The organism is Streptomyces sp. Q2 (genome assembly GCF_056820935.1).
Genome location: NZ_JBXEJE010000031.1, coordinates 1 through 26015 on the forward strand (window position 1 = coordinate 1; position 26015 = coordinate 26015).

Genomic DNA, 26015 nt, shown 5'->3' on the forward strand with positions numbered 1-26015 from the left:
GGCCGCTGTGGCGCGGGCGGGTCCGCAGCGCCGGCCCGGGTCCGGCGCCGCCGCTGCGGCAGACCGCCCGGCGATGTCTGACGCCCCGATCCGGCGACGGAGGTGTCCTCACCCGGCTCGGTCCCGTATCCGTGACTGCGCTCGGCCGCGTCGCGTCCAGGGCAGGTGGAACAGTGTCTGCTTCAACTCCGGGTCGTCGTAGTTCTGTTGCAGCCCACGCGGGGCGTCCTGGAGCAGGTACGGCGCCGCTCTGGATCTCACGGGTCGCCCCGCGCACGCCGGCCTGCGCGGCCGCCTCGATCCGGGTGCGCTGTGCGGTCAGCTCGGCCCGCGGTTCTCTGAGCGCGTGCTCCAGCGCCAGGCCCGGCGGCGTGCCGGAGATCTGTGGCTGCAAGGGGCCTGGGACAACCACGTGCGGATGAGCCAGTCGGCGGGCGGCGGGGGGAACGCGCTGCGCCGTCAGATGTTCCACCCCGGCCGTGAACGCCCGGGCCGTGCTGTCGAGTTGGGTGGGCGGCGCGGCGATCTCCGTGCGCCGCAGGGCCTGTCGGCGCCGCGATCGCAGCAGCCCGCCGCCGAGGGCGAGCGCGGACAGTGTTCCGGCGGCCAGACCACCGGCCATCAGGTCCGGTAGTTCGATCATCGAATCGGTTCCAAGGGAAAGTCGGGACAGGTCCGAAGCGGGCGGGGAGGCCGGGCAGCGCGGAGCGCGAAGCCCTCACGCGAGGCATCCGCAGCACAGTACACACCGTCATCGACCGGTCTCGCACTGTCGTTGGACGCATCGCTTCGAAAGTGGCCGAGCTCCATCGCTTCCGTGGCAACTGTCGGAATCGCTGGGCGGTGTGCCCTGGTGGAGGGGGGGTACTCGGGCGATCCCGCAAGGACTACCGCTGGAGGAGGTCCGAATGACCAGCAGCACTGAGACCGGCGGCGTGACCGGTACGCCGGACAAGGACTACAACCTGATCTGGTATGTAGAGGCGTGCCTGAACAACGCGCTGCGTCTGGAGAGCTACATCCAGGACGCGGAGCGCGAGAAGGACACCGAGGTCGCCGACCTGTTCCGCAAGGCGCAGGCGGACAGCCGCAAGGGCGCCGAACTGGGCAAGGGGCTGCTGCGTGCCCGGCTCGACGGAAGCTGACGCCCTGAGCGACGGAAGCTGAGCCCTGATCGACGGGGCTGACACTCTGATCGCGAGGCCCGGACGCCAAGGCAGACCGGCGTCCGGGCCTTTGGCGTGCCGAGTCGTTGAGTGCTCAAGTTCCGCTTGTCACACAGGGTTTACACTGTGGCGGCCGACGTGCCCGCGGGACTTGCTAACGTGTTACCCGCCGGTAGCAAGCTGCGGAAGTGATCACGGGGGGTCGGTGGGCCGGCACGTTTCTCCCGCCTATCCGGACAGGTGAGATTCGAACACATGGCCCGTTCCCTGGTCGACCTGCTGACCACGCACGCCTCGGACCAGCCCGACCGAACCGCGTACCGCTTCCTCGTCACGGGCGACCGGGACGGGGAGATCCAGGACATCTCCTACGGGCGACTGGCCTGCCGGGCCCGCGCGATCGCCGCCTGGCTCCAGGAGCGCGGCCTGACCGGATCCCGGGCCATGCTGCTGTACCCGCCCGGCCTGGAGTTCATCAGCGGATACCTGGGCTGCCTCTCCGCCGGGGTCGTCGCGGTGCCGGGCGTACCCCCACAGGGCCGGGCGCACAACCACCGCGCGTTGATCCGCACGAAGCGCCTGATAGCCGACGCGGACGCCAAGGTGATCCTCGGCGGCCGCGACGTGATCGCCGCCCTGACCGGCATGGCGGAACACCTGCCCGAGCTGGCCGACCTCACCTGTGTGGCCACCGAGGACATCCCCGACGAGCTGGCCGCCGCCTGGCGTGAACCCGACCTCACCGCCGACTCGGTCGCCTTCCTCCAGTACACCTCCGGCTCCACCTCCGCCCCCAAGGGCGTGGTCGTCACCCACGGCAACCTGCTCGACAACGAACGGGTCATCACCGAACGGATGGGCCACACCCCGGACACCATCGAGGCGTACGGCCGCGAACTGATCGTCAGCTGGCTGCCCGTCTACCACGACATGGGCCTCGTCGGCCCGGTCCTCAACACGGTCTACCTCGGCCTCACCACCACCCTCTTCTCCCCGCTGCACTTCCTCCAGCGGCCCGACCGCTGGCTGCAGGCCGTCAGCCACTACCGCCCGCACACCAGCGGCGGCCCCAACTTCGCCTACGAGCTGTCCCTGAAGCACGCCACGCCCGAACTCGTCGACGGGCTCGACCTGACGTCCTGGAAGGTCGCCTTCAACGGCGCCGAACCGGTACGCCCGGCCACCCTGCGGCGGTTCACCGAGACCTTCGCCCCGGCCGGTTTCCGCCGCGAGGCCTTCTACCCCTGCTACGGCCTGGCCGAGTCCACCGTGATGGTCACCGGCGGCACGGTGGACACCCCGCCCACGCTGCTGGCCGCCGCGGACACCGGACCGCACGCGGGCGAGGCGGACGCGGCGGCGGTCGGCTGTGGCCGGCCCGGCCCGGGCGTGACCCTGGTGATCGCCGACCCCGAACGCCACGAGGAACTCGCCGAGGGCGAGGTCGGCGAGATCTGGGTCGCCGGCGCGAGCGTCGCCAAGGGCTACTGGCGCAACACCCTCGCCACCCGCGAGACCTTCCGCGCCACCCTCGCCGGCCGCGAGGGCCGCTTCCTGCGCACCGGCGACCTCGGATTCCTGCGCGACGGCGAACTCTTCGTCACCGGCCGCATCAAGGACCTCATCGTCATCGACGGCCGCAACCACTACCCGCAGGACCTCGAACTGTCCGCCGAGATGGCCCACCCCGCCCTGCGCCCCGGCTGCACCGCCGCCTTCTCCGTCGACGCCGGAGTGGATGGAGAGCAGGTCGTCCTCGTGGCCGAGGCCGCCCCGGAGGCCGCGGGCGAGGCCGAGAAGATCACGGACCTGATCCGCAGCGCGATCGGCGAGGCCCACGGTGTGTCCGTGCGCGACGTCGTCCTGGTCCACCCCGGCACGATCCCCAAGACGTCCAGCGGCAAGATCCAGCGCCGCGCCTCCCGGGCGGCCCACCTGGGCGGCACCCTCGCCCAGGTCACCGCGCCCGCCACCCGCTGAACCTCGCCCGCCGTCGGAGCGACCCGTCCGCGCCGACAGCGGCCCGGCGGCCGTACACCGGCCGCGCGTCCAGTCGTACGGCCGCCATGCCGGCCGCATCCCCCGCTCGTACGGGAATCAGCCCGACCCGACTTCACGAGGACACCTGACCAGATGCCTGCGAACGAGTCCCCGAAGCAGTCCGTCGCCACACCCGAGGGCGTGCGGGCCTGGCTGGTGTCCGCCGTGGCCGAGGCGTCCGGGCTGGACCCGCTGACCGTCGACCCGCACCGGCCCATCGCCGAATTCGGTCTGGGATCACGCCGGTTGGTGACCCTGGCCGCGGAACTCTCGGAGCGGACGGGCCGGCCCCTCGATCCCTCCCTCGTCTTCGACCACCCGACCGTCGCGGCACTCGCCGAAGCCGTGTTCGCCGACGCTCCCGTTCCCGCACCCCAGGTTCCGTCCACGGCTTCCGGGCGCGGGGACGACGACGTCGCGATCATCTCCATGGCCTGCCGCTTCCCGGGTGGCGCCGACGACCCCGAGGCGCTGTGGCGGCTGCTGTCCGCCGGTACGGACGCCGTCACCGAGGTGCCGCCGGGCCGCTGGAACACGCGGGGCCTGTACGACGCCGACCCGGAGGCCACCGGTACGGCCTACTCGCTGCACGGCGGCTACCTCGACGGCATCGACCGCTTCGACGCTGCCTTCTTCGGCATCTCACCGCGTGAGGCCGACGCCATGGACCCCCAGCAGCGGCTCCTGTTGCAGACCGCCTGGGAGACCATCGAGCGCGCCGGCATCGTCCCCGAGACGCTGAACGGCAGCTCCACGGGTGTCTACGTCGGCCTGTACGACAGCGGCTACCTGGCCTCGGCCCCGCTGGGCCAACTCGACGGGCACGTCGGTACCGGCTCGGCCGGCAGCGTGGCCTCCGGGCGCATCGCCTACACCCTCGGTCTCCAGGGCCCCACGGTCACCGTCGACACCGCCTGCTCCTCCTCCCTCGTCGCCCTGCACCTGGCGGCGCGGGCGCTGGCGGGCGGTGAGTGCGACCTGGCGCTGGCCGGTGGGGCCTCACTACTGGTGACTCCGCGCGGGCACGTCGAGTTCAGCCGACTGCGCGGGCTGTCGCCGTCCGGGCGGTGCAGTCCCTTCGGGGCCGGTGCGGACGGCGTTGTGTGGGCCGAGGGCTGCGGCCTGGTCCTGCTCAAACGGCTGGCCGACGCCCGCCGGGACGGGGACCGGGTCCTCGCGGTCGTCAAGGGCTCGGCGATCAACCAGGACGGCCGCAGCCAGGGCCTGAGCGCCCCCAACGGGCCCGCCCAGACACGGGTGGTGCGCGCCGCACTGGACGCGGCCGGCCTCCGGCCCGACGACGTGGACCACGTCGAGACCCACGGCACCGGAACCCCGCTCGGCGACCCCATCGAAGGCCGGGCACTGGCCGCGGTGTTCGGACCGGGCCGCCCCGCCGACCGGCCGCTCGCCATCGGCTCCCTGAAGTCCAACATCGGCCACACCCAGGCCGCCGCGGGCATCGCCGGCGTCATCAAGACGGTGCTCTCCCTCGGCCACGGACAACTGCCCGCGTCCCTGCACGCCGACACCCTCACCGAGCACGTCGACTGGACGGCCGGAGCCCTGACCGTCCTCACCGCCACCCGCCCCTGGCCCCGCGACGAGAAGCGCGTACGACGGGCCGGGATCAGCGCGTTCGGCATCAGCGGCACGAACGCGCACGTGGTGCTGGAGGAGGCACCGCGGGATCTGGCGGGGCGGGGCCCGGTCCCCGCAAGTGACGGTGTGCTGCCGGAGTCGGCTCGGCCGCACGAGGAGAGCAAGCAGGACCAGGGGCGACCGGGCCCGGCGACCTTGCCGGGGGTGGCACGCCCAGGTGGGGAGCCGGAGCAGAACACGGACCGCCCGAGCGACGGGGCACCGCGAAGACAGGGTCGGCCGGGTGAAGGAACACCGCGGAACCCCGACCTGACCGACGAGGGTCCGCAGGACCAGGCGCACACGACCGGTGCGGACCGCCCCGCGCCGAACCTTTTCCCGCTGTCCGCCCGCACCCTGCCCGCCCTTCAGAGGCAGGCCGACCGCCTCCACGCGGCCCTCGCCGCCGCGCCGCACATGGCGCTGCCGTCCGTGGCCGCCGCGTTGGCCCACCACCGCACACACTTCGAGCAGCGGGCCGTCGTCCAGGCGGGCGATCGGGACGCGCTGCTGACCGCTCTGCGCCGGCTGGCCGAGGGGGAGCCGGACCCGCAGTGGGTCGTCGGCCCGGAACGGGCCAGGCCACACGGCAAGGTGGCGTTCGTCTTCCCCGGCCAGGGATCCCAGTGGACCGGCATGGCCCGTGACCTGCTGGACAGCGACCCGGTGTTCGCCGACGAACTCGACCGCTGCGACGCCGCCCTGCGCCCCTTCACCACCTGGTCGGTCGCGGCCGTCCTGCGGGGCGACACGAACGCCCCGTCCGCGGACCGTGTCGACGTGGTCCAGCCGGTCCTGTTCGCGGTGATGGTGTCCCTCGCCGCCGTGTGGCGGGCCCGCGGCGTACGGCCCGACGCCGTGATCGGGCACAGCCAGGGCGAGGTCGCCGCCGCCTGCGTCGCCGGGGCGCTCAGCCTCAACGACGCCGCGGCCGTGGTCGCCCTGCGCAGTCAGGCCCTGACCGAGCTGTCCGGCACCGGCACCATGGCCGTGGTCGCCCTGCCGCACACCGAGGTGAGCGCCCGCCTCGCCGAGCATGACGGCCGTATCTCCGTCGCCGCCGTCAACAGCGGCCGCTCGACCGTGATCGCCGGTGACGTGGACTCCGTGGAGACCCTGCTCACCGACCTCGACCGGCACCAGGTGTTCGCCCGCCGCCTCGACGTCGACTACGCCTCCCACACCGACCGGGTCGAGCCGGTCCGCACGGCGATCCTCGACGAACTCGACGGCGTCACCACCTACCCGACCTCCGTCGCCTGGTACTCCACGGTCACCGGCGAACCGGTCACCGGGGAACTCGAAGCCGACTACTGGTACACCAACCTGCGCGAGCCCGTCCGCTTCGCCCCCACCGTCGAACGCATGGCCGCCGACGGCTACCGCCACTTCGTCGAACTCAGCCCGCACCCGGCCCTGTTGACCGCCCTGCGCACCATCGGCGAGGACACGGACCACGACCTCGTGGCCATCGGCTCGCTGCGCCGCGACGAGAGCGGCCCCGCCTGCCTGGACCGGGCCGCCGCCGAACTCCACGTCCAAGGACGGCACCTCGACTGGCGCCGCCTGGTGCCGGACACCGACCCGGCCGACCTGCCCACGTACGCCTGGGACCAGCAGCGCCACTGGATCGAGCCCGCGACCGCCACCGGGAGCCCCGGCTTCCTCGACCGCGCCGCCCACCCGCTGCTCGGCATCCAACTCCGGTCCCCGGACGAGACCCGCTGGACGTTCCGCAACGAATGGTCGACGGCGAGCGCGGACTGGCTGCCGGACCACACCGTCTTCGGCCGCACCGTGGTGTCGGGCACCACCCTGATGGAACTGTGCCGCGCGGCGCTCGCCGCCGCCCGCCCGGGAGACGTCACCGACCTGCTCCTCCTCGCGCCCCTCACGCTGCCCGCCTCCGGCACGGTCGAGGTGTCCGTCGAGGTGACCACCGCCGGCCCGGTGCCGGAGATCACCGTGCACAGTCGCCCACGCGGCGACGAGCCGGCAGGGTGGACGCTGCACGCGACGGCGTCGGCCGCCGAGCCGGCCGACGCGACGGCCGGGCAACCGCCGGCGTGGCCGGAGACCGCCGACGAGGCCTGGAGCGAGCAGACGTACGCACGCCTGGCCGGCCTCGGTCTCGGCTACGGCCCCGCCTTCCGGGGCGTACGGCAGGCCGTCACCACCGGCGACGAACTGCTGGCCCTGCTGTCCCTGCCCCCGGTGGCGCGTGACGCCGACGACCCGTATCCGGTCCACCCGGCACTCCTGGACGCGGCGCTGCACGTCGCCGCCGCGTTCGACGCGTCCGAGGACCGGGTCCTGCTCCCGATTGCGGTGGGCCGCTGCGTCCTGCCGCCCGGTGGTGCCACCGAACTGACCGCGTCCGTGCGGCGCACCGGAGGCTCGGCGACCGACCTCACCCTGGACGTGACGCTGTGGGACGCCGACGGTTTCCCCGCCGGCCGTCTGGAGTCCGTACGCCTGCGTGCGGCGAGCCCCGCGGACCTGCGCGGCGGTTCGGAGAACGGGCGGCACCTGTACGAGGTGGCGTGGACGGCCGTCGAGGCACCGTCGGCCGAGGCACCCGGCACGTCCTGGAGCGTCGTCGGCGACCGGCAGGATCCGCAGGTCGCCGAAGCTTTGAGTGCTCTCGACGCGGCCGGGATCCAGCTGAGCGGGACGGGCGCCGACGTTCTCGTACGGTTCTGGCCGCACCCGGCCCCGGACGACGAGACGGCCGCCGCGGCACAGGGGTTGGCGGCCACCGCCCTCGCCGAGCTGCAGGCGCTGATCGCCCTGCCGGCCGAGGAGGCACCCGCCCGCATCGTGTGGGTGACCCGGGGCGCGGTCGCGGCCGGCGACGACGACACCGTGCCCGGCCTGGTCCAGTCGGTGCTCTGGGGTCTGGCCCGCAGCGCCCGCACCGAGCACCCCGACCTCGGACTGACCCTGCTCGACCTCGACGACTCGAACCCCGCCGTCGCACTGACGGCCGCCGTCGCGCACACCGGCGAGCCCGAACTCGTCGCCCGGGAGGGCGTGTTGCTCGCACCCCGGCTGGTGCGGGCCCGGCCGACCGACGCGGCGAGGATCCCGGCCGAGGTCCCCACCGACGGCACCGTACTGATCACCGGCGGCCTGGGCGCCGTAGGCCGTCACATCGCCCGCCTGCTCGCCGAACGCGGTGTCCCGCGCCTGCTGCTCACGTCCCGTCAGGGCGCCGAGGATCCCCGCACCGCCGACGTCACCGCCGAACTGACCGCGCTCGGCGCGCAGGTCGAGGTGGCGGCGTGCGACGTCGCGGACGCGGAAGCGGTGGCCGAGCTGCTCACCCGCGTGGGAGACGAGTCGCCCCTGCGTGGCGTCGTGCACTGCGCGGGCGTCCTGGCCGACGGGATCGTCGCCGAACTGGCCGCCGAGCGCCTCACCCAGGTCCTGCGCCCCAAGGTCGACGGCGCCGCCCACCTGCACCGCCTCACCGCCGGCCTGCCGCTCGGCCTCTTCCTGCTGGTCTCCTCGGCCGCCGGCGTCCTCGGCAACGCGGGCCAGGCCAACTACGCGGCCGCCAACGTCTTCCTCGACCAACTGGCCCACCACCGCAGGGCCCTGGGCCTACCCGGCGTCTCGGTCTCGTTCGGCGCCTGGGCGGGCGAGGGGCTGGCCGCCGCCCACGCCGACCTGGGCCGGATGGCCCGCCTCGGCCAGCGCGCCCTCACCGCCGACCAGGGCCGCGACCTCGTCGACCTCGCCCTGCACCGGAACCGCCCGCATCTGGTCGCCTGGGCCCTGGACCTGCCGCGCCTGCGGGACAACGCGGCCGTCGCGGACGGACCGGGTGCCGCCCTCTGGCGCTCGCTGCTGCCCGCGCCCCGCACCCGCGGCGACGCCGGACAGGGCCTCGCGGACCGTCTCGCCCGACTGCCCGAGGCCGAACGGTCTTCCCGCGTCCTCGCCCTGGTCCGTGAGGAGGCCGCCCTCGCGCTCGGCCTGCGCTCGGCGGAGGCCGTGCGCCCCGACCAGCCGCTGCGCGAGCTCGGCATGGACTCGGTGACGGCGGTCGAGCTGCGCGGTCGCATCAGCACCCGTCTCGGCACCCGGCTCCCCGCCACCCTGCTCTTCGACCACCCCACACCGGCCCGGCTCGCCGACCACCTCCTGGCCACCGCCCTGGCGACAGCCCGCCGGGCCGCCCCCGCCCGGCCGGCCGTCCGCCCCACGGCGCCGGCGGCCGACGAGCCCGTCGCCCTGATCGCCATGGCCTGCCGCCTGCCCGGCGGTGTGAGCGACCCGGAGGGCCTGTGGGACCTCGTCGCCCAGGGCCGTGACGCCGTCGGTCCCTTCCCGGCCGGGCGCTGGGACGTGGAGTCGCTGTACGACCCCGACCCGGAGGCGAGGGGCAAGTCCTACGCCCGTGAAGGCGGGTTCCTCGACGACATCGAGTCCTTCGACGCCGGCTTCTTCGGCATCACCCCGAAGGAGGCCGCCGCCATGGACCCCCAGCAGCGACTCCTGCTGGAGACGACGTGGGAGGCGCTGGAACGCGCCGGAACCGTGCCCGCCCGGCTCGCGGGCAGCAGCACCGGCGTCTACGTCGGCATGTTCGGCAGCGACTACCTGTCCGGCTCCCGGCTCGACCAGCTCGACGGATACGTCGGCACCGGCACCGCCCTCAGTGTCGCCTCCGGCCGGCTCGCCTACACACTCGGCCTCAACGGCCCCGCGCTGACCGTCGACACCGCCTGCTCGTCGTCCCTGGTGGCCGTCCACCTGGCGGCCCAGGCGCTGCGCGTCGGCGAGTGCGACCTCGCGCTCGCCGGCGGGGTGACGCTGATGGTGACACCGCAGACCTTCGTCGAGTTCAGCCGCCTGCGCGGACTGTCCCCGACCGGCCGCTGCCGCTCCTTCTCCGACGCGGCCGACGGCGCCGTCTGGGCCGAGGGCGCGGGCATGGTCGTCCTCAAGCGGCTCGCTGACGCCCGCCGGGACGGCGACGAGGTGCTGGCCGTGCTGCGCGGCACCGCCGTCAACCAGGACGGCCGCAGCCAGGGCCTGTCCGCGCCCAACGGCCCCGCACAGGAGCAGGTGATCCGGCGGGCCCTGGAGCTGTCCGCGCTGGAGCCCGCCGACCTCGACTACGTCGAGGCCCACGGCACCGGCACCACCCTCGGCGACCCGATCGAGGCGAACGCCCTCGCCGAGGTCTTCGGCGCCGCCCGCCCCCAGGACCGCCCGCTGTACCTGGGCTCACTGAAGTCCAACATCGGGCACGCGCAGGCCGCTTCGGGCGTCGCCGGGCTCATCAAGGTGGTGCAGTCGCTGCGGCACGGGACACTGCCGCGCACCTTGCACGCCGGTACGCCCAGCCGTCACGTGGACTGGGACGACAGCGGGCTGCGTCTCCTCCAGGAGCAGACGCCCTGGCCGTCGTCGGCCGAGCGGCCCCGGCGGGCCGGCATCAGCGCCTTCGGGATCAGCGGAACCAACGCGCACGTGATCGTGGAGGAGGCCCCCAACGCCGAGGTGGAGTCCGCCACGGCGCAACCCAGCCCGGCCGAGCGGCTGTTCGTACTGTCCGGGCGCGACGAAACCGCCGTACGGCAGCAGGCCGCCCGTCTGGCCGGGCACCTCGCCGAGGAGGACGCCGACCTGCCCGCGGTCGCCCACACCCTGGCCCTGCACCGCAGTCACTTCGAGCGGCGCGCGGCACTCGTCGCCGGTGACCTGACCCAACTGCGCACCGGACTCGACGCGTTGGCGGACGGACGGACGCCCCTCGCGCCGGTTCGCGAGGAACCGACCGGCAAGGTCGCCTTCGTCTTCTCGGGTCACGGCGGTCAATGGCCCGGCATGGGGGAGCAGTTGCTCGCCGAGTCCGAGGTGTTCCGCGACGAGCTGACCCGGATCGACGAAGCGGTGGCCCGGCAGGCCGGCTGGTCCGTGCTCGATGTCCTGCGCGACACCGCGGACACCACTCGCCTCGACCGGACAGACATCCTCCAGCCGGTGCTGTTCGCCGTCAACGCGGCACTGGCCGCCGCCTGGCGCTCCCTCGGCGTCACCCCGGACGCGGTGATCGGGCACAGCCTCGGCGAGATCGCCGCCGCGTACAGCGCGGGCGCGCTCACCCTGGACGACGCCGTGACCGTGGTGACCGGGCGCGCCCAGGCCGTCGTACCCCTGGCCGGCCGGGGCGGCATGCTGGCCCTGGAGCTGTCCCGCCCGCAGGCGGAGGAACTGCTCACGCCCTACGCGGGCCGGCTGTTCGTCGCGGCGGTCAACAGCGCCCACTCCACCGCCGTCTCCGGCGACGCCGAAGCACTGGCCGACCTGGCCCGTCACCTGGAGGAGCGGCGCGTACCCGCCCGCAGGCTGTCGACCGCGTTCGCCTCACACACCCCCTTGATGAACCCGCTGCGCGAGGAACTCCTCGACCGTCTCGCCACCGTCCGGGGGACCTCGACGCCCACCCCGCTGTACTCGACGGTCCTGGCCGAGCCGGTGCCCGGACAACGGCTGGACGGCGGCTACTGGTTCGCGAACCTCAGCGAGCCGGTCCGCTTCGCGGACACCGTCCGGCGGATGCTGGCCGACGGTCACCGCTACTTCGTCGAGCTCAGCCCGCACCCCTCCCTCGGCGCGTCGATCGAGGCGGTGGCGGCCGAGGCCGGCGTCGACGCGGTCGGCGTCGCCTCACTGCGCCGGGGGGACGGCGGACAGGACGCCCTCCTGCGCAATCTGGGGGAGCTGTACACCGCCGGGCACACTCCCGACTGGTCGGCGCTGTTCCCGGCCGGGCGCCGTGTCGACCTGCCGACGTACGCCTTCACCCGCGAACGCCACTGGCTCGCACCCGCCACCCCGACGAGCAGCGGTTCGCCGCTGACCGGCACCCACGTCGAGACCAGCGACGAACCCGGCCGGCACCTCTTCCAGACCGACGTCGACCTGCGCGACCCCCGCTTCGCCTACCTGGCCGACCACCGGGTCACCGGCGAGGTCTGGCTTCCCGGCGCGGCCTTCCTCGACATGGCGCTGGAAGCCGCCACCGCCGTGCAGGACGGCGGCGAAGTCCACCTGGCCGATGTCAGGTTCGTGCAGCCGCTGCGTCTGGACGCGGAAACGCCCGTACGGCTGCAGCTCGTCCTGCACCCGGCCGCGGACGGCTTCCGGGACTTCACCATCGCCTCGGCGGCCACGGGCACATCGTGGGAGCGGCACGTCGCCGGGCGGGTGGCGGTCGCCGCACCCGCCGAGGACGGGGGCGAGGACCTCGCCGCGTGGCGCGAGCGGTGCCACGAACTCGCCGACCTCCCGGCCGTCTACGCCGGTCTCACCGCCCTCGGCATCGACTACGGGCCCGCCTTCCGCGGCCTGGAGGAGGGCCGCCGTACGGCCGACGCGGCACTCGGCCGGCTGACCCGCAGGCCCGCCGACGGCCACCTGCTGCACCCCGCCGTCCTCGACGCCGCCTTCCACACCGCCGCCCTGCCCGGCGCGGCACCGCAGGGGCGGGCGTTCGTCCCCGCCGGGGTCGGCCGCCTCCGCCTCACCGGCCGCGGCACCGCCCCCGCCTGGGCGGCCTGCACCCTGCGCTCCCTGGACGGCGACACCGCGACAGTCGACCTGCGCCTGTACGACGAGGACGAACAACTCCTGCTGACCGCCGAAGGGTTCGCGCTGGCCGTCCTCTCCCCCTTGGACGGCGCCCTGTTCGAGACACGTTGGCAGCCGCGCCCGGCCGCCAAGGAGCAACCGAATCAAGGCAGTTGGCTGATCCTGGCGGACGAGACCGGCGTGGCCGACGCGCTCGCCGAGCGCCTGCGCTCCGCCGCCGTGCCGCATGTGATCGCCCGCAGGGGACCGGCGTACGGCAGGCAGGCCCCGGGCCGCTACGTCATCGACCCGGCGGATCCGCGGCACCTGACCCGGCTCCTCGACGAGGCCTTCGTGGACGCGCCGCCCGAGCGCGTGGTCCAGCTGTCGGCGCTCGACGCCCCGCCGATCACGGACGCGGACACGGCCGAGGAGGCGGCCCAGCTGTGCTGCCTGAACACCCTGCACCTGGTACGCACCTTCGCCGACGCCCAGAGCGGGGCACCCCGCCTGTTCGTCGTCGTACGGGGCAGCCAGACCGCCGGTGACAGCACGCGGGTCGCCCACCCCGAGCAGGCACTCGCGTGGGGCTTCGGCCTCGCCGTGGCCCAGGAACATCCGGAGCTGGCGGCCACACTGATCGACCTGCCGCCCACGGACGGCGTCGACGCCCTGTGGACCCAACTGCGCCACGCCGACGACGAACGCCTCATGGCCCTGCGCGGCGACGACCGTCTGGTCCCGCGCCTGACCCGCACCCGCCCCGACGACGCGGGACACGGCGGGATCACCCCGGACGGCGTGTACCTGATCACCGGCGGCCTGGGCGGACTCGGCCGGGTCGTCGCCGAACGACTCGCGGGCCGGGGCGCCCGCCGGCTGGCCCTGCTGAGCCGCGGCACGCCCACCGAGGAGGCCGCGAGGTGGATCGGCGAACTGGAGGAGCGTGGGGTCACCGTGCACCTCGCCCGCGCCGACGTCGCCGACCGCGACGGCCTGGCCGCCGCCCTGGACGCCGTACGACGCGTTGCCGGCCCCATCGCCGGAATCGTCCACGCGGCCGGTGTGCTCGACGACGCCACCGTCGCCAACCTGACCGACGACAGCGTCCTGCGCGTCCTCGCCCCCAAGGTGCTCGGCACCGCCCTGCTCACCGAACTGGTCCCGGAGGCCGACAGCCTCGTCCTGTTCGCCTCGGCCGCCGGTCTCCTCGGCTCGCCCGGACAGAGCTCCTACTCGGCGGCCAACGCCTTCCTCGACGCCTGGGCCCACCACCTCTCCCGCACCGGCCGCCGGGCGCTCAGCCTGGACTGGGGCGCCTGGGCGGACGTCGGCATGGTCGCCGCGTCCGGCACCCGGACCGCCGAGACCGGCCGGTCGGGCCTGGTCGCCTTCTCCCCGCAGGAGGGCGGCGAGCTGTTCGACCGCGTGCTCGCCACCGGGCGCCGCCAGCTCGCCCCCCTCGCCCTGGACCGGGAGCTGCTGGCCCTGGACCCGGACGCGGCACGCACCCGCCCGATCCTCGCCGACCTGGTCGGCACCCCGGCGCCCACGGCCGACTCCGACAACCTCGTGAAGAGCGTGTTCGCGGCGACCACGGACAGGGAACGCGCCGAACGGCTCGAAGCGTACGTACGGGCCAGGGTCGGCCAGGTCGCCGGGGGAGCCGCGGACGTGTCCGCCACCACGGCCCTGAAGGAACTGGGCCTGGACTCCCTCATGCTCGTCCGCCTGCGCAACGCCTTCGCCCGCGAACTCGGCGCCGAACTCCCGGCCGCCGCCGTGTTCTCGGCGACCGACATCCGCGGCCTGTCCCGCGCCCTGGCCGGCGCGCTGCCCGACGGCGACCGCGAGGAGCACCGGGCCGAGGCCGTGCCCGAGGTACCCGAATCCGCCCTGCGCCCCGCCACCCGTGACGTCGTACGACTCCTGCGCAGCGCCCGGCCCGGCATGCCGGAGGCGGCACACGCGGTCGGGCTCGCGGTACGGCTCACCACACCGACCGGCCGAGAGGCCCTCACCGGCATCATCGACCGGCTCGTCGCACGGCACGCGGCACTGCGTACCGCCATCGTCACGGGCGCGGAGGGCGGACGACAGCTGCTGGTCCGGCGCGAGTTGGGGCAACCCGCGCTGCGCTGGACGACCGTCACCGACGGGGCCCCGGACGCCGCCGACCGGCTGCGCCGGCTGCTGGAACCGCCGTTCGATCTGACAGCCCCGCCGCTGTGGCGGTTCGAGCTGCTCGACGCCGGTGCGCAGGGCCAGACGCTGGTGTTCGGCGCGCACCACGCCGTGAGCGACCTGCAGTCGCTGCTGCTGGTGGCCGGGGAGATCGACGCCGAGCTGTCCGGGACCGAGCTGGGCGACACCGTCACCAACCGCGACATCGACCTGCTGATCGAGGCCCAGCGGACCGGCGAGCTTGGCGCCGGCACGGCTGAGTGGCGCGCGGCGTTCCAGGGCAGCGCCCGGCTCGACCTGACGCTCGCGCATCCCCGCCCGCAGACGCGGTCGTACCGCGCCGGCAGCGTGACCGTGACGATCCCCGACGGGCTCATGGCACGCGTGTCCGCGACCGCGAGCCGACTCGCCGTCACGCCCGCCGCGTTCTGCCTGGGCACCTTGACCGTCCTGCTGGCCAGACTGCGCGAGCGGGAACGTTTCGTCCTCGCCGTGCCCGTGGACACCCGCATCCACGCAGACGCGTTCGGCGCGGTGGGCTTCTACGGCGTCCCGGTACCGTTCCCGGCCGAGGCCGGGGCGGACGAACGGATCGAGGACGTACTGCGCCGCACAGACGGCCGCCTGGAGAAGATCCTCGCTAAGGGCGCGATGTTCTCGGACGTCCTGGCGACGCTGGCCAAGCAGGGGCTGCACCGGCCGAACGCGCCTTTGGTGGAGGTGTACTTCAACTACGTGCGCTCCGCCGCTGCCCCCCTCACCCGCCTGGAGGTCCTGCCGGCCGGGACCGGCTACTCCGACCTCGACCTGATGATCACCATGACCCCCGACGCCGGCCGCATCCGGCTCGACCACAACCTCGACATCCTGGACGCGGCGAGCGCGGACGAGCTGGGGCAGGAGCTGGTGCGGCTGCTGGCGGAGACGGCCGACGAGCCGACGGCACCGGTGCGGGCGACTGCGCCCGTGATCGCGCACGACCGACTCGCCCTCGCCGCCACCTTCGCCCTCGGCAACCTGCCGCTGCTGTACGAGGCAGCGGTCGATGAAGGCGACGAGGGCGCGCAGGGCGGCGGACCGACGGTCGCGGAAGCCCCGTACCACCAGGTCCTCGCCGGCCTCCAGGACCCGGCCGGCGTGTTCGCCGACCCCGCCACGGCGGTGGGCGCGGTGCTGCTGCGGGCGGTGGACTTCGAACGGTTCGGGCCGGTCGGCGACGAACTGCTCGCCGAACTCCGCACCGCCTACCCCGCCGCGCTGCGGGCCCTCGCGGAACGCACCCGCACGCCACTCGTCGTCGGCTTCCCGCCGTCCGCGCGCACAACGGACCGCTTCACCCGCTGGGAACACGAAGTCGCCGCCGAACTCGACGACTCGCCCGGCATCGCGGTGCTCGGCCCCGACGACTGGACCCGGTACCACGAGGTCGACGAACGCTTCGACGAGCGCACCGAACGGCTGGCCCACCTGCCGTTCACCCCGCACTTCCAGGCGGCGATGGCGCTGCGCCTCGCCGAAGCCGTACGGGCGGTCCGCCGCCCCGCGCCGAAGGTGATCGCGGTCGACGGCGACGAGACACTGTGGGGCGGCGTGGCCGGCGAGATCGGCCCCGAGGCGGTCGACCTGACCGGGCCGCGCGCCCTGCTGGCCCGCAGGCTGCTGCGATGGCGGGAGGCGGGCGCGCTGCTGGCGCTGGTCAGCAACAACGACGAGGACACCGTCCGGGCCGTGCTGGACCGCCCCGACAGCCTCCTGAAAGCCGAGCACTTCAGCGTGCTCTCCGCCACCTGGGGACCCAAGCCGGGCCGCCTGGCCGACGCGGCACGCACCCTGGGCCTCGGCCTCGACAGCTTCCTGTTCCTCGACGACAACCCCGTGGAGATCGCCGCGGTGCGCTCCGCGCTGCCGCAGGTGCTGTCGGTCACCTGCCCGCCGACGGACCGACTGGAGGAGTTCCTCGGCCGGCTGTGGCCGCTCGTCCCCGCCGCGGCGACCGCCGAGGACAGCCTGCGCGCCCGGTTCTACGAACAGGAACGGGAGCGTGACGCGGTACGCGAACAGGCCGGTTTCGAGGAGTTCCTCTCGCGACTGGAGCTGGCCGTCGACATCCGGGCGCTGTCCGAGGCGGATGTCCAGCGGGCCGAGCAACTCGTGCGCCGCACCAACCAGTTCACCCTGCGCGCCCGCTCGGCCGACGGTGGCGACCTCGCCCGGTGGCGGCAGCACGGCGAGGTCTGGACGGCCGCCGCGCGTGACCGGTTCGGCGACTACGGCCAGATCGGCCTCCTCGCCCTGCGGGCCGACGGCGACCGACTCGACGTACTGGCCTGGCTGATGAGCTGCCGTGCCCTCGGCCGGGGCGTCGAGGAACGCCTGCTGCAGTGGCTGGCCGACCGCGCCGAACAGTTGGGCTGCACAAGGATCCGGCTGACGGCGGAGCGGACCGCGCGCAACGTACCGGCCAGGCGTCTGCTGGCCGCGCTCGGCGACGGCGACCAGGACGACGAGCGACTGGAGATCGTGGTCACGCCGGAACACCTCCGAGGGTTCCGGTCGTGGCGGCAACGGTGACCGAACCGGCAGCAGTGTGGAAAACGACAGCGCACATCATGAAGGGCACTCATGCGTGAGGTGAACGAGGCCGCGTCGGCACACGCCGCGCAGCGAGCCACCGCCGAGGCGATCGAACGGGGCGGGACGGGACTCGGCGTGAGCGAACTGCTGGCGAAGGTGGCGCGGCGGACCGAGGAGGTTCGAGCAGCCGAGGTGCCACGGCGGACCGAGGAGGTTCGAGCAGCCGAGGTGCCACGGCCGGCAGAGGAGGCCCGGGCGGCCGACTCGGGGGGACCGCGTGCCGGGACGCGACCCGGGCCCGGCGCTGGACCGGCGCCCGCCGCCGAGCCCGTGCCGGGTGAGACCGAAGGGCTCGACGCCGAGTCCGAGGCCGGTACCAGGTCTGTGCCGCGCGAGACGTCTGCGTTCGGGACCGAGCCGGTGCCGGGCATGGATCCCACGCCGGGCGAGGCGCCGGGCGCTGGGTCGACGTCTGCGTCTGTCGGCGGGCCGTTGCTCGCCTCGGGGTCGGATCGCGCGCTCGCCTTCGGCGGGGCGCGGGCTGCTGAGTCGACGTCTGGGTCTGTTGTCGAGCCCTTGCTCGCCTCCGGGGCGGATCGCGCGCTCGCCTTCGACGGGGCGCCGGCTGCTGAGCCGACCTCTGCGCCCGTCGTCGAGCCGTTGGTCGTCGCGGCGCCCGACCGCGCGCCCGCCGCTGAACAGCTGCCCGCCCCCGCCACCCAACCGCCGCTCACCTCCGCCTCCGGCCGCGCGCCCGCCACCGCCCCGCCTCCGGATCCGGACTCCCTCGCCAACCTCATAGCCACCGCCGCCGGCCGTCACCTCCCCAGCGGGCACCTCTCTCCCGACGCCGACTTCTTCGACGCCGGCGGCAGTTCCGTGAACGCCGTGGAACTCGTCGCGGAGCTGGAGGACCGGTTGGGCCTGGAGATCGACCTGGACGAGGTGTTCGCGGACGCCCGTCCGCGCAGCCTCGCCCGGCGCTGGCTCGAGGCGGCCCCCGCGGCCGGGCTCGGGATGCGTGCGACCGCAGAGGCACCCCGCACACCCGCGTCCACCCCCGCGCCGTCGACCGCCATCGCCGCCGCCGCACCGGCACCGCCGACCACCATCACCACGCCCGGCACGGCGCCTATCCCGGCCTGCGCTCCCGCCCCGGCCACGTCGCCCGCCGCGCTCGCCCCCCACACCGCCGCGCCCCACTCCACAGCCCGCCGCGAGGACCTCGACCAGATCCTCGCCGACCTCGCCCTCGCCGACCGCCTGCCCTTCATCGGCTCTCCCGAGCCGCTACCGCCACGCCGGATCCTGCTGACCGGTGCGACCGGCTTCCTCGGCAGTCACATGCTGCTGGACCTGCTGCGGCACAGCGACGCGCACGTCTACTGCCTGGTCCGCGCGGCCGACGAGGACGCGGCCCTCGCCCGGCTCGGTGAGGCGCTCGGGAGCTACCACCTGCCCTGGTCCTCGGAGGTGCGGCGCCGGATCACCGTGCTGCCCGGCGACATCCGCCGCCCGCACCTGGGCCTGTCCGACGACCTCTGGAACACCCTCGCCCACGAACTGGACAGCGTCGTGGGCGTCGCCGCCGCAGTGGACTTCCTGCGCGGCTACCCGTCACTGCGGCAGAGCAACGTCCTGGGCACCCTGACCCTGGCCGAACTCGCCGCGGCCGGCCGCCCCAAGCCGCTGCACCACATCTCCTCCATCGCCGTCTTCAACGAGGTCGGCATCACCGCCATGGGGGAAGATGATCCGCTCGCTCACGTGGACCGCCTCATCGCGGGCTACGACCAGACGAAGTGGGCCGCCGAGGTCGCCCTGCGCCGCGCTCGCGATCACGGCCTGGTCGTCACCGCCCTGCGCCCCGGCGGCATCGGCGGTCACACCAAGACCGGCGCCTACAACCCGCAGGACCTCAGCAGCGGCCTGTTCTCGGCCTTCGCCCGCTTCCGGACCGTTCCGGCGTTCCGGCATCTGAACGCCGCCCCCGTGGACTGGGTGAGCAGGGCCGCGGTCGCCGCGATCTGCGAACCCGACGCCTGGGGCTACGACTACAACCTGACCGGCGTACCCAACACCCTCGACGACGTCGTACGGGACATGGCTCTCGGCGGCATGCACGTACGCGTCCAGGACTGGAACGAGTGGCGCACGGACACGCTCGCCCGCCTTCAGGCCGACCCGGTGCCCGAACTGACCTTCCTGTCCCGGGTGTTGCAGAGCCCCACCGCCCTCAAACTGTGCGAGGCGACCCTCACGGGCCCGGCCGCCACCATGGACCGCACCGCCGCTCTCGTCGAGGCGCTCGGCCTCGCACCCGCCGTCCGCTACGACGCACGGGCCCAGCTGAAGACGTTCGAGCGGCTCGCCGCCGACGGTCTGGCCCGGCTGCCGCACCAGGACGACCAGCCCTACCTGTGGTTCGCTGAGGCCGCCGAGGGCGCCGTACGCCCGATCGGCAGCTCGGCACCCGCCACCGCCTGCTCGACGGAGCTCACCCTCTCCATCGCGAGCATGCACCAACTGGTCACCGAGCGCCGCGTGGACGTACGCGGCGAGTTGCATTGCACCGCCCTGCACCGCGACCCGCTCGTCGTGGAACACGGCGACGTCTGGATCCGCCCCGAGGAGGGCATCCCGCACCAGCACGGCCTGCGCCACCAACTCCTGTGCTACCGGCTCCGGTTGCGGGACGCGGACGGCGGACTGTGGTGGCTGGAGGGCCGCAAGTACGCCCGCGCCCGCCGCGACGTGTGGCGGCAGACCCGCGCGCTGAGCGTGGAGATCGGCCGCGACGGCGAGGCCGCCCACCTGGCGGGCGAGATCGTCGTCCCCGCCGACAGTTACGTACGTGACCAGATCGACGGCATCAAGGTCGACCCCCGCCTGACCAGCCAGGAGAAGCGGGCCGCCAAGCTGACCTGGCTGGCCTGGTTCGGCCTGGAGATGGGCCGCGGCCTGCTCGGCCCCTTCGCCCGGGCCGCCGCCGACCTGTTCGACCTGCGCCGCACCCAGACCCCCACGGAGCACAACCGATGATGTTCAGGACCCCGAACACCAGGACCAGGCCCGCGCTCCGCAAGGTCCGCACCACCACCGCCCTGCGTCCGCTCCGTCACCGCCTCGACCCGGCCTCGGTCGAGGAGATCCCCTTCCACGCGGGCGACGGCGTCCGCCTCGGCCTGACCCGCGTCGACAGCGGCGAGGCCGACCGTCCCGCCGTCCTGCTCCTGCACGGCCACACCGCCTCCGCCGACATGTTCCTGCTGCCCGAGACCCGCAACCTCGTCGACGTCCTCCTCGACGACGGCTACGAGCCGTGGCTGCTGGACTGGCGCGGCAGCTGTCGACTGCCGTACAACGAGACCGGCCAGAAGTACACCTACGACGACGTCGCCCTGTACGACATCCCCGAAGCCGTCGCCCACATCCGCGCCCGCATCGGCGACCGGCCCCTGTTCGTCGTCGCCCACTGCATCGGCTCGCTCACCCTCTCGCTGAGCATGACGGCCGGCCTGGTGCCGGGCCTGGCCGGTGTCGTCTCGCAGGGCGTGTTCCTCACGCCGAAGCTCGCCGGCCGCACCTCCCTGCGCATGACCCTGGCGGGAGAGCTGCTGAAGTCCCGCATCGACCACATCCCCGTCGACATCCGCAAGGTCGGCCTGTGGTCGAAGTACACCCCTTTGTTCGCGCTGGCCTCCCGCAAGGCGAGCTGCCCCGACCCGACCTGCCAGATCCTGCACAACTCGGCCTGGGGCACGGGCGCCTCGCTCTTCGTTCACGAGCACCTCACCGAGACGACCCATGACCGCCTCGCCGAACTCCTCGGCCCGGCGCCCCTGTGGATCCTGCCGCACCTGCGCCGCATCGAGCTGGCCCGCACGGTCGTCCGCTGGCACGACACCGACCTGCGCTACGGGACCCTGCCGCAGAACGCCCTGGACGCGGCGGCCCGCATCGACACCCCCGTCCTGCTGCTGTCCGGCAGCGAGAACGGCCTGTGGCAGGACTCCCAGAAGCTCTGCCACGACGTCCTCGCCCACCGGCAGCCCCAACTGGACGTCACCTACACCGAGATCCCCGGCTACGGCCACCTCGACACGTTCCTGGGCCGGGGCGCCGCCCTCGACGTGTTCGGTCACATCCTGGATTTCCTCGGGCGTCGACGGTGACGGCGGCCCGCCCGCCCATTACCGTACTCGGCAGTAACCCCATCGATCCCGCAGGAGGCCAGGCCCCATGCCACAGCTCGCCCTCGACGGTGCCTCACTGACGTACGACGACGAGGGCCCCCGCGACGGTGACGCCACCCCGCTGGTGTTCATCCACGGCTGGACGGCCAACCGGCACCGCTGGGACCACCAGCTGGCCCACTTCGCCACGAAGCGGCGGGTGATCCGCCTCGACCTGCGCGGACACGGCGAGAGCACCGGGTCGGGCGCTCGCACGATCGACGACCTGGCCGGTGACGTCATGGCCCTCCTCGACCACCTGAAGGTCGACCGGTTCATCCCCGTCGGCCACTCCATGGGCGGCATGATCGCGCAGACCATCGCCCTCGCCCATCCCGACCGGGTCGCCCGCATGGTGCTGGTGAACTCCATCAGCAAAATGGCCTACAGCCGGGGCAGAGGGCTGCTGATGGCGGCCTCCACCCTGGTCCCGTTCAAGCTGTTCGTCGCCGCCAACATCCAGCGCGCCTTCGCCCCCGGCTACCCGCGCGAGGAGATCCGCGCCTACATCGGCGCCTCGGCGGCCACCCCGCGCGAGGTGGTGATGACGCTCTACGGCGCCATGCGGGCCTTCGACGTCCTCGACCGGGTCGCGGAGATCAGCATCCCCACCCTGCTGGTGCACGGCTACCACGACGTCCAGCTGCCCGTCGCCCAGATGCTGCGCATGGCGACGGCCTACCCGGACGCCGTCGTCCGCATCCTGGACGCCGGCCACGAACTGCCGGTGGAGAAGCCCGCGGAACTCACCGCGGCGCTCGACTGGTTCGTGAGTCCCCGCGACTGAGGAGACACGGCCACGGACCCGTTCACTCCGTGTCCGGGTTCCGTAACCGGTGCCGGTGGCCTACAACGCTGTTCGGGTGACGGCGGTCAAACCCCGCGACGTCGACAAGCTGTTGGAGCAGTCGACGAAACGGGGGATACACGTGAACATCATTCAGCGTGCCGCGGCGGTCGGAGCGGTCACTGCCGCAGTGGTCGGCGCCCTGGGCGCCGTCGCACCGCAGGCAGGGGCGGCGACGACGCCACCGGCGAAGTACAACGGCGTCTGCGGGGCGGGCTACACCGTGGTCCACTCGGCACCGGTCGGCACGGCGGGCACGGTCTACCTGACATACAACCCGGCGACCGGACTGGACTGCGTGGTCACCGTGCGCGCGCGTCCCGGCACCGCCGTGTCCATGCTGGCCGCGCTCACGGACGCCCAGGACGTCGACCCCGAGTTCGACGACGGCCTCTACACGACCTACGCCGGTCCGGCCTACATCGGCCACCCGGGCCACTGCGTGAGCTACTGGGGGCGGATCTCCGGCCAGAGCGGCGGAGCGGACAACGTGCACTGCGCACCACTGACCGACTGACCCACACCACATCGAAGTGCTCCGGAGCCGAGGGAACGGCGGCCGCCCGGTCGCCGTTCCTTGGGCCGTATGCAGCAGCACGAGAAGCAGGCACCCCGCGCACCCGGTGAGGCTGGATCCGCAGCGAACCTCACCCTCAGGAGCCGCCATGCCTCCACGCCCCGCCCCACCCCGCCGCACCCTCATCCGTCGCCCTCGGCTTCGGGCGGCGTCCGTCATCGCCGTCTGCCTCGCGGGCCTGGTCCCGGCCGCCGTCAGCACCGCCGCCGACGCCGGACCGCGACCGTCGGACGACCGTACGCTGCAGCGCCGGCTCGACCAGTTCGTACGCAGTCCCGGCGGCCCGCCCGGCATCATCGCCGTCCTCCGCCGCGGCCACGACAGGCAGATCCTCCGGGCCGGCGTCGCCGACCTCGCCACGGGCAGGCCGCCCGGCCCGCACGACCACATGCGCATCGCGAGCACGGCCAAGGCCTTCAGCGGAGCGGTGGCACTGTCCCTGGTCGACCGCCACGCCCTGCGCCTGGACGACACCCTTCGCGAACGCCTGCCCCGGCTGCCCGACGCCTGGGGCTCGGTGACCCTGCGGCAACTCCTGAACCACACCAGCGGCCTGCCGGACTACACGGAAGACCCCGCCTTCCTGGAGGAGCTGCTCGCCGACCCGCGGCACCGCTTCGACTCCCGTCGCCTCCTCGACTACGTCGCCGACGAACCCCTGCGCTTCCGGCCGGGCAGCCGGTACCACTACTCCAACTCCGACAACATCGCCGTGGCCCTGATGGCGGAAGCGGTCACCGGCACGCGGTACGAACGACTGCTGCGCGAGCTGGTCTACGAGCCGCTGGGCCTGCGTGACACCAGCCTTCCGCAGGGCTACCGGCTCCCCGAGCCCTACCTGCACGGATACGACGTGACGCCGCCCGGGCCCCCCGAGGACGTCAGCGAGATCCTCAGCGCCTCGGGCGTATGGGCCTCCGGAGGGATCGTCTCCACCCCCGCCGACATGACCCGCTTCATCCGCGGCTACGCCGGGGGAGCGCTGTACGGCAAGGGCGTCGTACGCGAACAGCGGCGCTGGATCGCCGGCGAGTCCCAGCCCGCGGGACCGGGACGCAACAAGGCGGGCCTCGCGATCTTCCGCTACACGACGCGCTGCGGTGTCGTGCTCGGGCACACCGGCAACTTCCCCGGGTACACGCAGCTGATCGCCGCCACCCCGGACGGCAGCCGCTCGCTGACCTTCTCCGTCACCACCCAGATCAACCGCACCCAGACACCCGCGAAGGTGCGCCAACTGCGTTCAATCCAGGAGGACTTCGTCTGCGCGTTGCTGCGTGGAGGCCGCTGAGGCGCACGAACGCGGGGGGCCTGTCCGACCGCGTCGGGCAAGCCCCCCGGCACACAGCGGTCGCCGGCATCGAGCGGCCTGAACCCTCCGGCACCGGGTAGACGCAGCGACGAGGGAACGAAACCCGCCGACCCGAGGAGGGACGACCGTGTCGAGCGTCATCCAGCGCATCAAGCAGTTCACCAGGAGTCCTCAGGGGCGTCGCACCATGGAGCAGGCGCGACGCACCGCGTCCGACCCGCGCCGCCGCGCCCAGGCGAAGCGCCTGCTGAGCAAGTGGCGCACCCGCCGGTGACCGGACCGGCCGTGACGGTTCGTCAGCCGTGGAAGGTGATGTAACCGTTGCGGTCGGGGTCGGAACCGCTCTTGGTGTACGCGTGCACGTCCGCCCGGCTTCCGGACGGCTTGTGCAGGTAGATGGTGTCCTTGTCGTTGTTCCAGATGAAGTTGCAGTTCTGGCGGTAGACGACGTTCTTCGCGTCGGAGTCGGTGCCCTTGCCGCCGCGCAGCTTCACGTAGTCGCCGGGCTGGAGGGAGTGGTTGGCGGTGAAGGTGAACGTGTTGCCGACCGCGTCCTTGACGACGTAGCCCTTGAGGTTGACGGTCGCCGAGGACGAGTAGTTCTTGATCGTCAGGTACTCGTCCTTCGTGTTGCCGGTGGAGCAGCTGTTGGAGTCCGAGCCGGGCGCGTCGTACTGAACACCCTTGAGCTTCAGGGCGGACGTGTATTCGGCGGCCTGAGCCGGTGCGGCCGTCACGGCGGCTATCGAGCCGACGGCGAGGGCCATCGCCAGGACATGGCGTGTACGCATGAGGAATCCCCCCAGTGGTGCGGATGGAGCGGCAGGAGCTTACCTCCCTCATGAACATGACGTGACGGAAATGTGCGTGAAATGTGAAGCCGCCGGTGCCGAGAGGGTCTTGGCGACGGCGATAGGGTCCCGTTCATGGTTCACAGCGACGTGGGGATCGTGCACCCCGGTGCCATGGGTGCGCAGGTGGCGGCACAGGCGAGGGCGGCGGGGAGCACGGTCTGGTGGCTGCCGCGGGGCCGGTCGGCCGCGACCGGGCAGCGTGCCGCCGAGTTGGGGCTGAGGCCGGCGGCGGGCATGGCGGAGCTGGCCGGCCGGTGCACCCTGCTCCTCAGCGTGTGCCCTCCGGCCGCCGCCCTCGACGTGGCCCGTCAGGTGGCGACAGCCGGCTTCGGCGGGGTCTACGTCGATGCGAACGCGGTCAGCCCCCGGCGCATGGAGCAGATCGCCGAGGTGCTGGACGGCACCGGGGCGAGCCTGGTCGACGGGGGCATCACCGGACCGCCCCCTCGCGCCGCCGACACCACCCGGCTGTACCTGTCGGGCGACGACACGATCGTGGCGGGGGTCCGGGAGTTGTTCGACGGGACCCTGCTGGCCCCGGTCGCCCTGGCCGGCCCGGTCGGCCGGGCGTCGGCGCTCAAGCTGTCCTTCGCCGCCTACAACAAGATCTCGTACGCCCTCGCCGCCGAGGCCTGCGCCCTGGCGAAGGACCACGGCGTTCTGGACGCCCTTCTCGACGTGGCCGCGCACCTGCTGCCCGGCACCCCACTGGCCCGGCCGGACCAACTGGCCGGGGCGGGCCCAAAATCCTGGCGCTGGGAGCCGGAGATGAGGGAGATCGCCGACGCCTGGCGAGGGAGCGGCCTGCCGGGCTCCTTCGCCGACGCCGCGGCGGACACCTTCGAGCAGTGGAGCGCCCACAAGGACGACAACACCGTGACCAGCGAACAGTTGCTCACCGACCTGCTGCGGCGAGATCGAGAGCGAGTGGGAGAGCCGGAGCCGGAGCCGGACGAGGCCGGGTGACGGCAGGGGCCGGCAAACCGTCCGGCCAGGGC

General features: G+C 73.4%; 11 protein-coding genes and 1 pseudogene. 10 read left to right on the top strand and 2 right to left on the bottom strand.

Going from position 1 to position 26015, the window contains the following annotated elements:
- Positions 1 to 643 (bottom strand): annotated as a pseudogene (locus ACWBNA_RS31160) (hypothetical protein); the annotation flags it as partial.
- A gap of 265 nt (positions 644 to 908) precedes the next feature.
- Here ACWBNA_RS31160 and ACWBNA_RS31165 point away from each other — a divergent pair.
- From ACWBNA_RS31165 to ACWBNA_RS31205, 9 genes are all read left to right on the top strand, one after another.
- Positions 909 to 1145: a hypothetical protein gene (locus ACWBNA_RS31165; protein ID WP_217236250.1), complete on the top strand. Its 237-nt coding sequence runs from the start codon at positions 909 to 911 to the stop codon at positions 1143 to 1145.
- A gap of 276 nt (positions 1146 to 1421) precedes the next feature.
- Complete coding sequence (locus tag ACWBNA_RS31170; RefSeq protein ID WP_482707852.1) at positions 1422 to 3146, top strand: fatty acyl-AMP ligase; 1725 nt, start codon at positions 1422 to 1424, stop codon at positions 3144 to 3146.
- A gap of 153 nt (positions 3147 to 3299) precedes the next feature.
- Positions 3300 to 17189 (top strand): SDR family NAD(P)-dependent oxidoreductase, encoded by a 13890-nt coding sequence (locus ACWBNA_RS31175; protein WP_482707853.1) that lies wholly within the window; start codon positions 3300 to 3302, stop codon positions 17187 to 17189.
- A 51-nt stretch (positions 17190 to 17240) separates the two neighbouring features.
- Entirely contained in the window at positions 17241 to 20234 is a 2994-nt protein-coding gene (locus ACWBNA_RS31180; protein WP_482707854.1) for a thioester reductase domain-containing protein, read from the top strand.
- Positions 20231 to 21367, top strand: coding sequence for an alpha/beta hydrolase (locus ACWBNA_RS31185; protein ID WP_482707855.1), 1137 nt, complete (start codon positions 20231 to 20233; stop codon positions 21365 to 21367). Before ACWBNA_RS31180 ends, ACWBNA_RS31185 begins: the two co-directional genes overlap by 4 nt.
- A gap of 67 nt (positions 21368 to 21434) precedes the next feature.
- Entirely contained in the window at positions 21435 to 22214 is a 780-nt protein-coding gene (locus ACWBNA_RS31190) for an alpha/beta fold hydrolase (protein WP_482707856.1), read from the top strand.
- A 76-nt stretch (positions 22215 to 22290) separates the two neighbouring features.
- Positions 22291 to 22791 carry a spore-associated protein gene (locus ACWBNA_RS31195; protein ID WP_482707857.1) on the top strand — a complete coding sequence of 167 codons (501 nt, stop codon included), beginning with the start codon at positions 22291 to 22293 and terminating at the stop codon, positions 22789 to 22791.
- Positions 22792 to 22939: 148 nt separating this feature from the next.
- Positions 22940 to 24142, top strand: a complete 1203-nt coding sequence (locus ACWBNA_RS31200; RefSeq protein ID WP_482707858.1) for a serine hydrolase domain-containing protein — start codon at positions 22940 to 22942, stop codon at positions 24140 to 24142.
- A 148-nt stretch (positions 24143 to 24290) separates the two neighbouring features.
- Entirely contained in the window at positions 24291 to 24437 is a 147-nt protein-coding gene (locus ACWBNA_RS31205) for a hypothetical protein (protein ID WP_482707859.1), read from the top strand.
- Between the two features lie 22 nt (positions 24438 to 24459).
- On the opposite strand, the gene ACWBNA_RS31210 is transcribed toward ACWBNA_RS31205, so the two are convergent.
- Complete coding sequence (locus tag ACWBNA_RS31210) at positions 24460 to 24954, bottom strand: lamin tail domain-containing protein (protein ID WP_482707860.1); 495 nt, start codon at positions 24952 to 24954, stop codon at positions 24460 to 24462.
- A 135-nt stretch (positions 24955 to 25089) separates the two neighbouring features.
- Between ACWBNA_RS31210 and ACWBNA_RS31215 the strand changes: the two genes are divergently transcribed.
- The gene (locus tag ACWBNA_RS31215; protein ID WP_482707861.1) at positions 25090 to 25983 is read left to right on the top strand and encodes an NAD(P)-dependent oxidoreductase; all 894 of its coding nucleotides are present in this window, start codon (positions 25090 to 25092) and stop codon (positions 25981 to 25983) included.
- The last annotated feature ends 32 nt before the right edge of the window (positions 25984 to 26015 follow it).

What these genes read in the sequence shown, in the direction of transcription:
- ACWBNA_RS31165 (WP_217236250.1), top strand. Translation starts at nt 909, where the DNA reads ATGACCAGCAGCACTGAGACCGGCGGCGTGACCGGTACGCCGGACAAG.
- ACWBNA_RS31170 (WP_482707852.1), top strand. Translation starts at nt 1,422, where the DNA reads ATGGCCCGTTCCCTGGTCGACCTGCTGACCACGCACGCCTCGGACCAG.
- ACWBNA_RS31175 (WP_482707853.1), top strand. Translation starts at nt 3,300, where the DNA reads ATGCCTGCGAACGAGTCCCCGAAGCAGTCCGTCGCCACACCCGAGGGC.
- ACWBNA_RS31180 (WP_482707854.1), top strand. Translation starts at nt 17,241, where the DNA reads ATGCGTGAGGTGAACGAGGCCGCGTCGGCACACGCCGCGCAGCGAGCC.
- ACWBNA_RS31185 (WP_482707855.1), top strand. Translation starts at nt 20,231, where the DNA reads ATGATGTTCAGGACCCCGAACACCAGGACCAGGCCCGCGCTCCGCAAG.
- ACWBNA_RS31190 (WP_482707856.1), top strand. Translation starts at nt 21,435, where the DNA reads ATGCCACAGCTCGCCCTCGACGGTGCCTCACTGACGTACGACGACGAG.
- ACWBNA_RS31200 (WP_482707858.1), top strand. Translation starts at nt 22,940, where the DNA reads ATGCCTCCACGCCCCGCCCCACCCCGCCGCACCCTCATCCGTCGCCCT.
- ACWBNA_RS31210 (WP_482707860.1), bottom strand. Translation starts at nt 24,954, where the DNA reads ATGCGTACACGCCATGTCCTGGCGATGGCCCTCGCCGTCGGCTCGATA.
- ACWBNA_RS31215 (WP_482707861.1), top strand. Translation starts at nt 25,090, where the DNA reads ATGGTTCACAGCGACGTGGGGATCGTGCACCCCGGTGCCATGGGTGCG.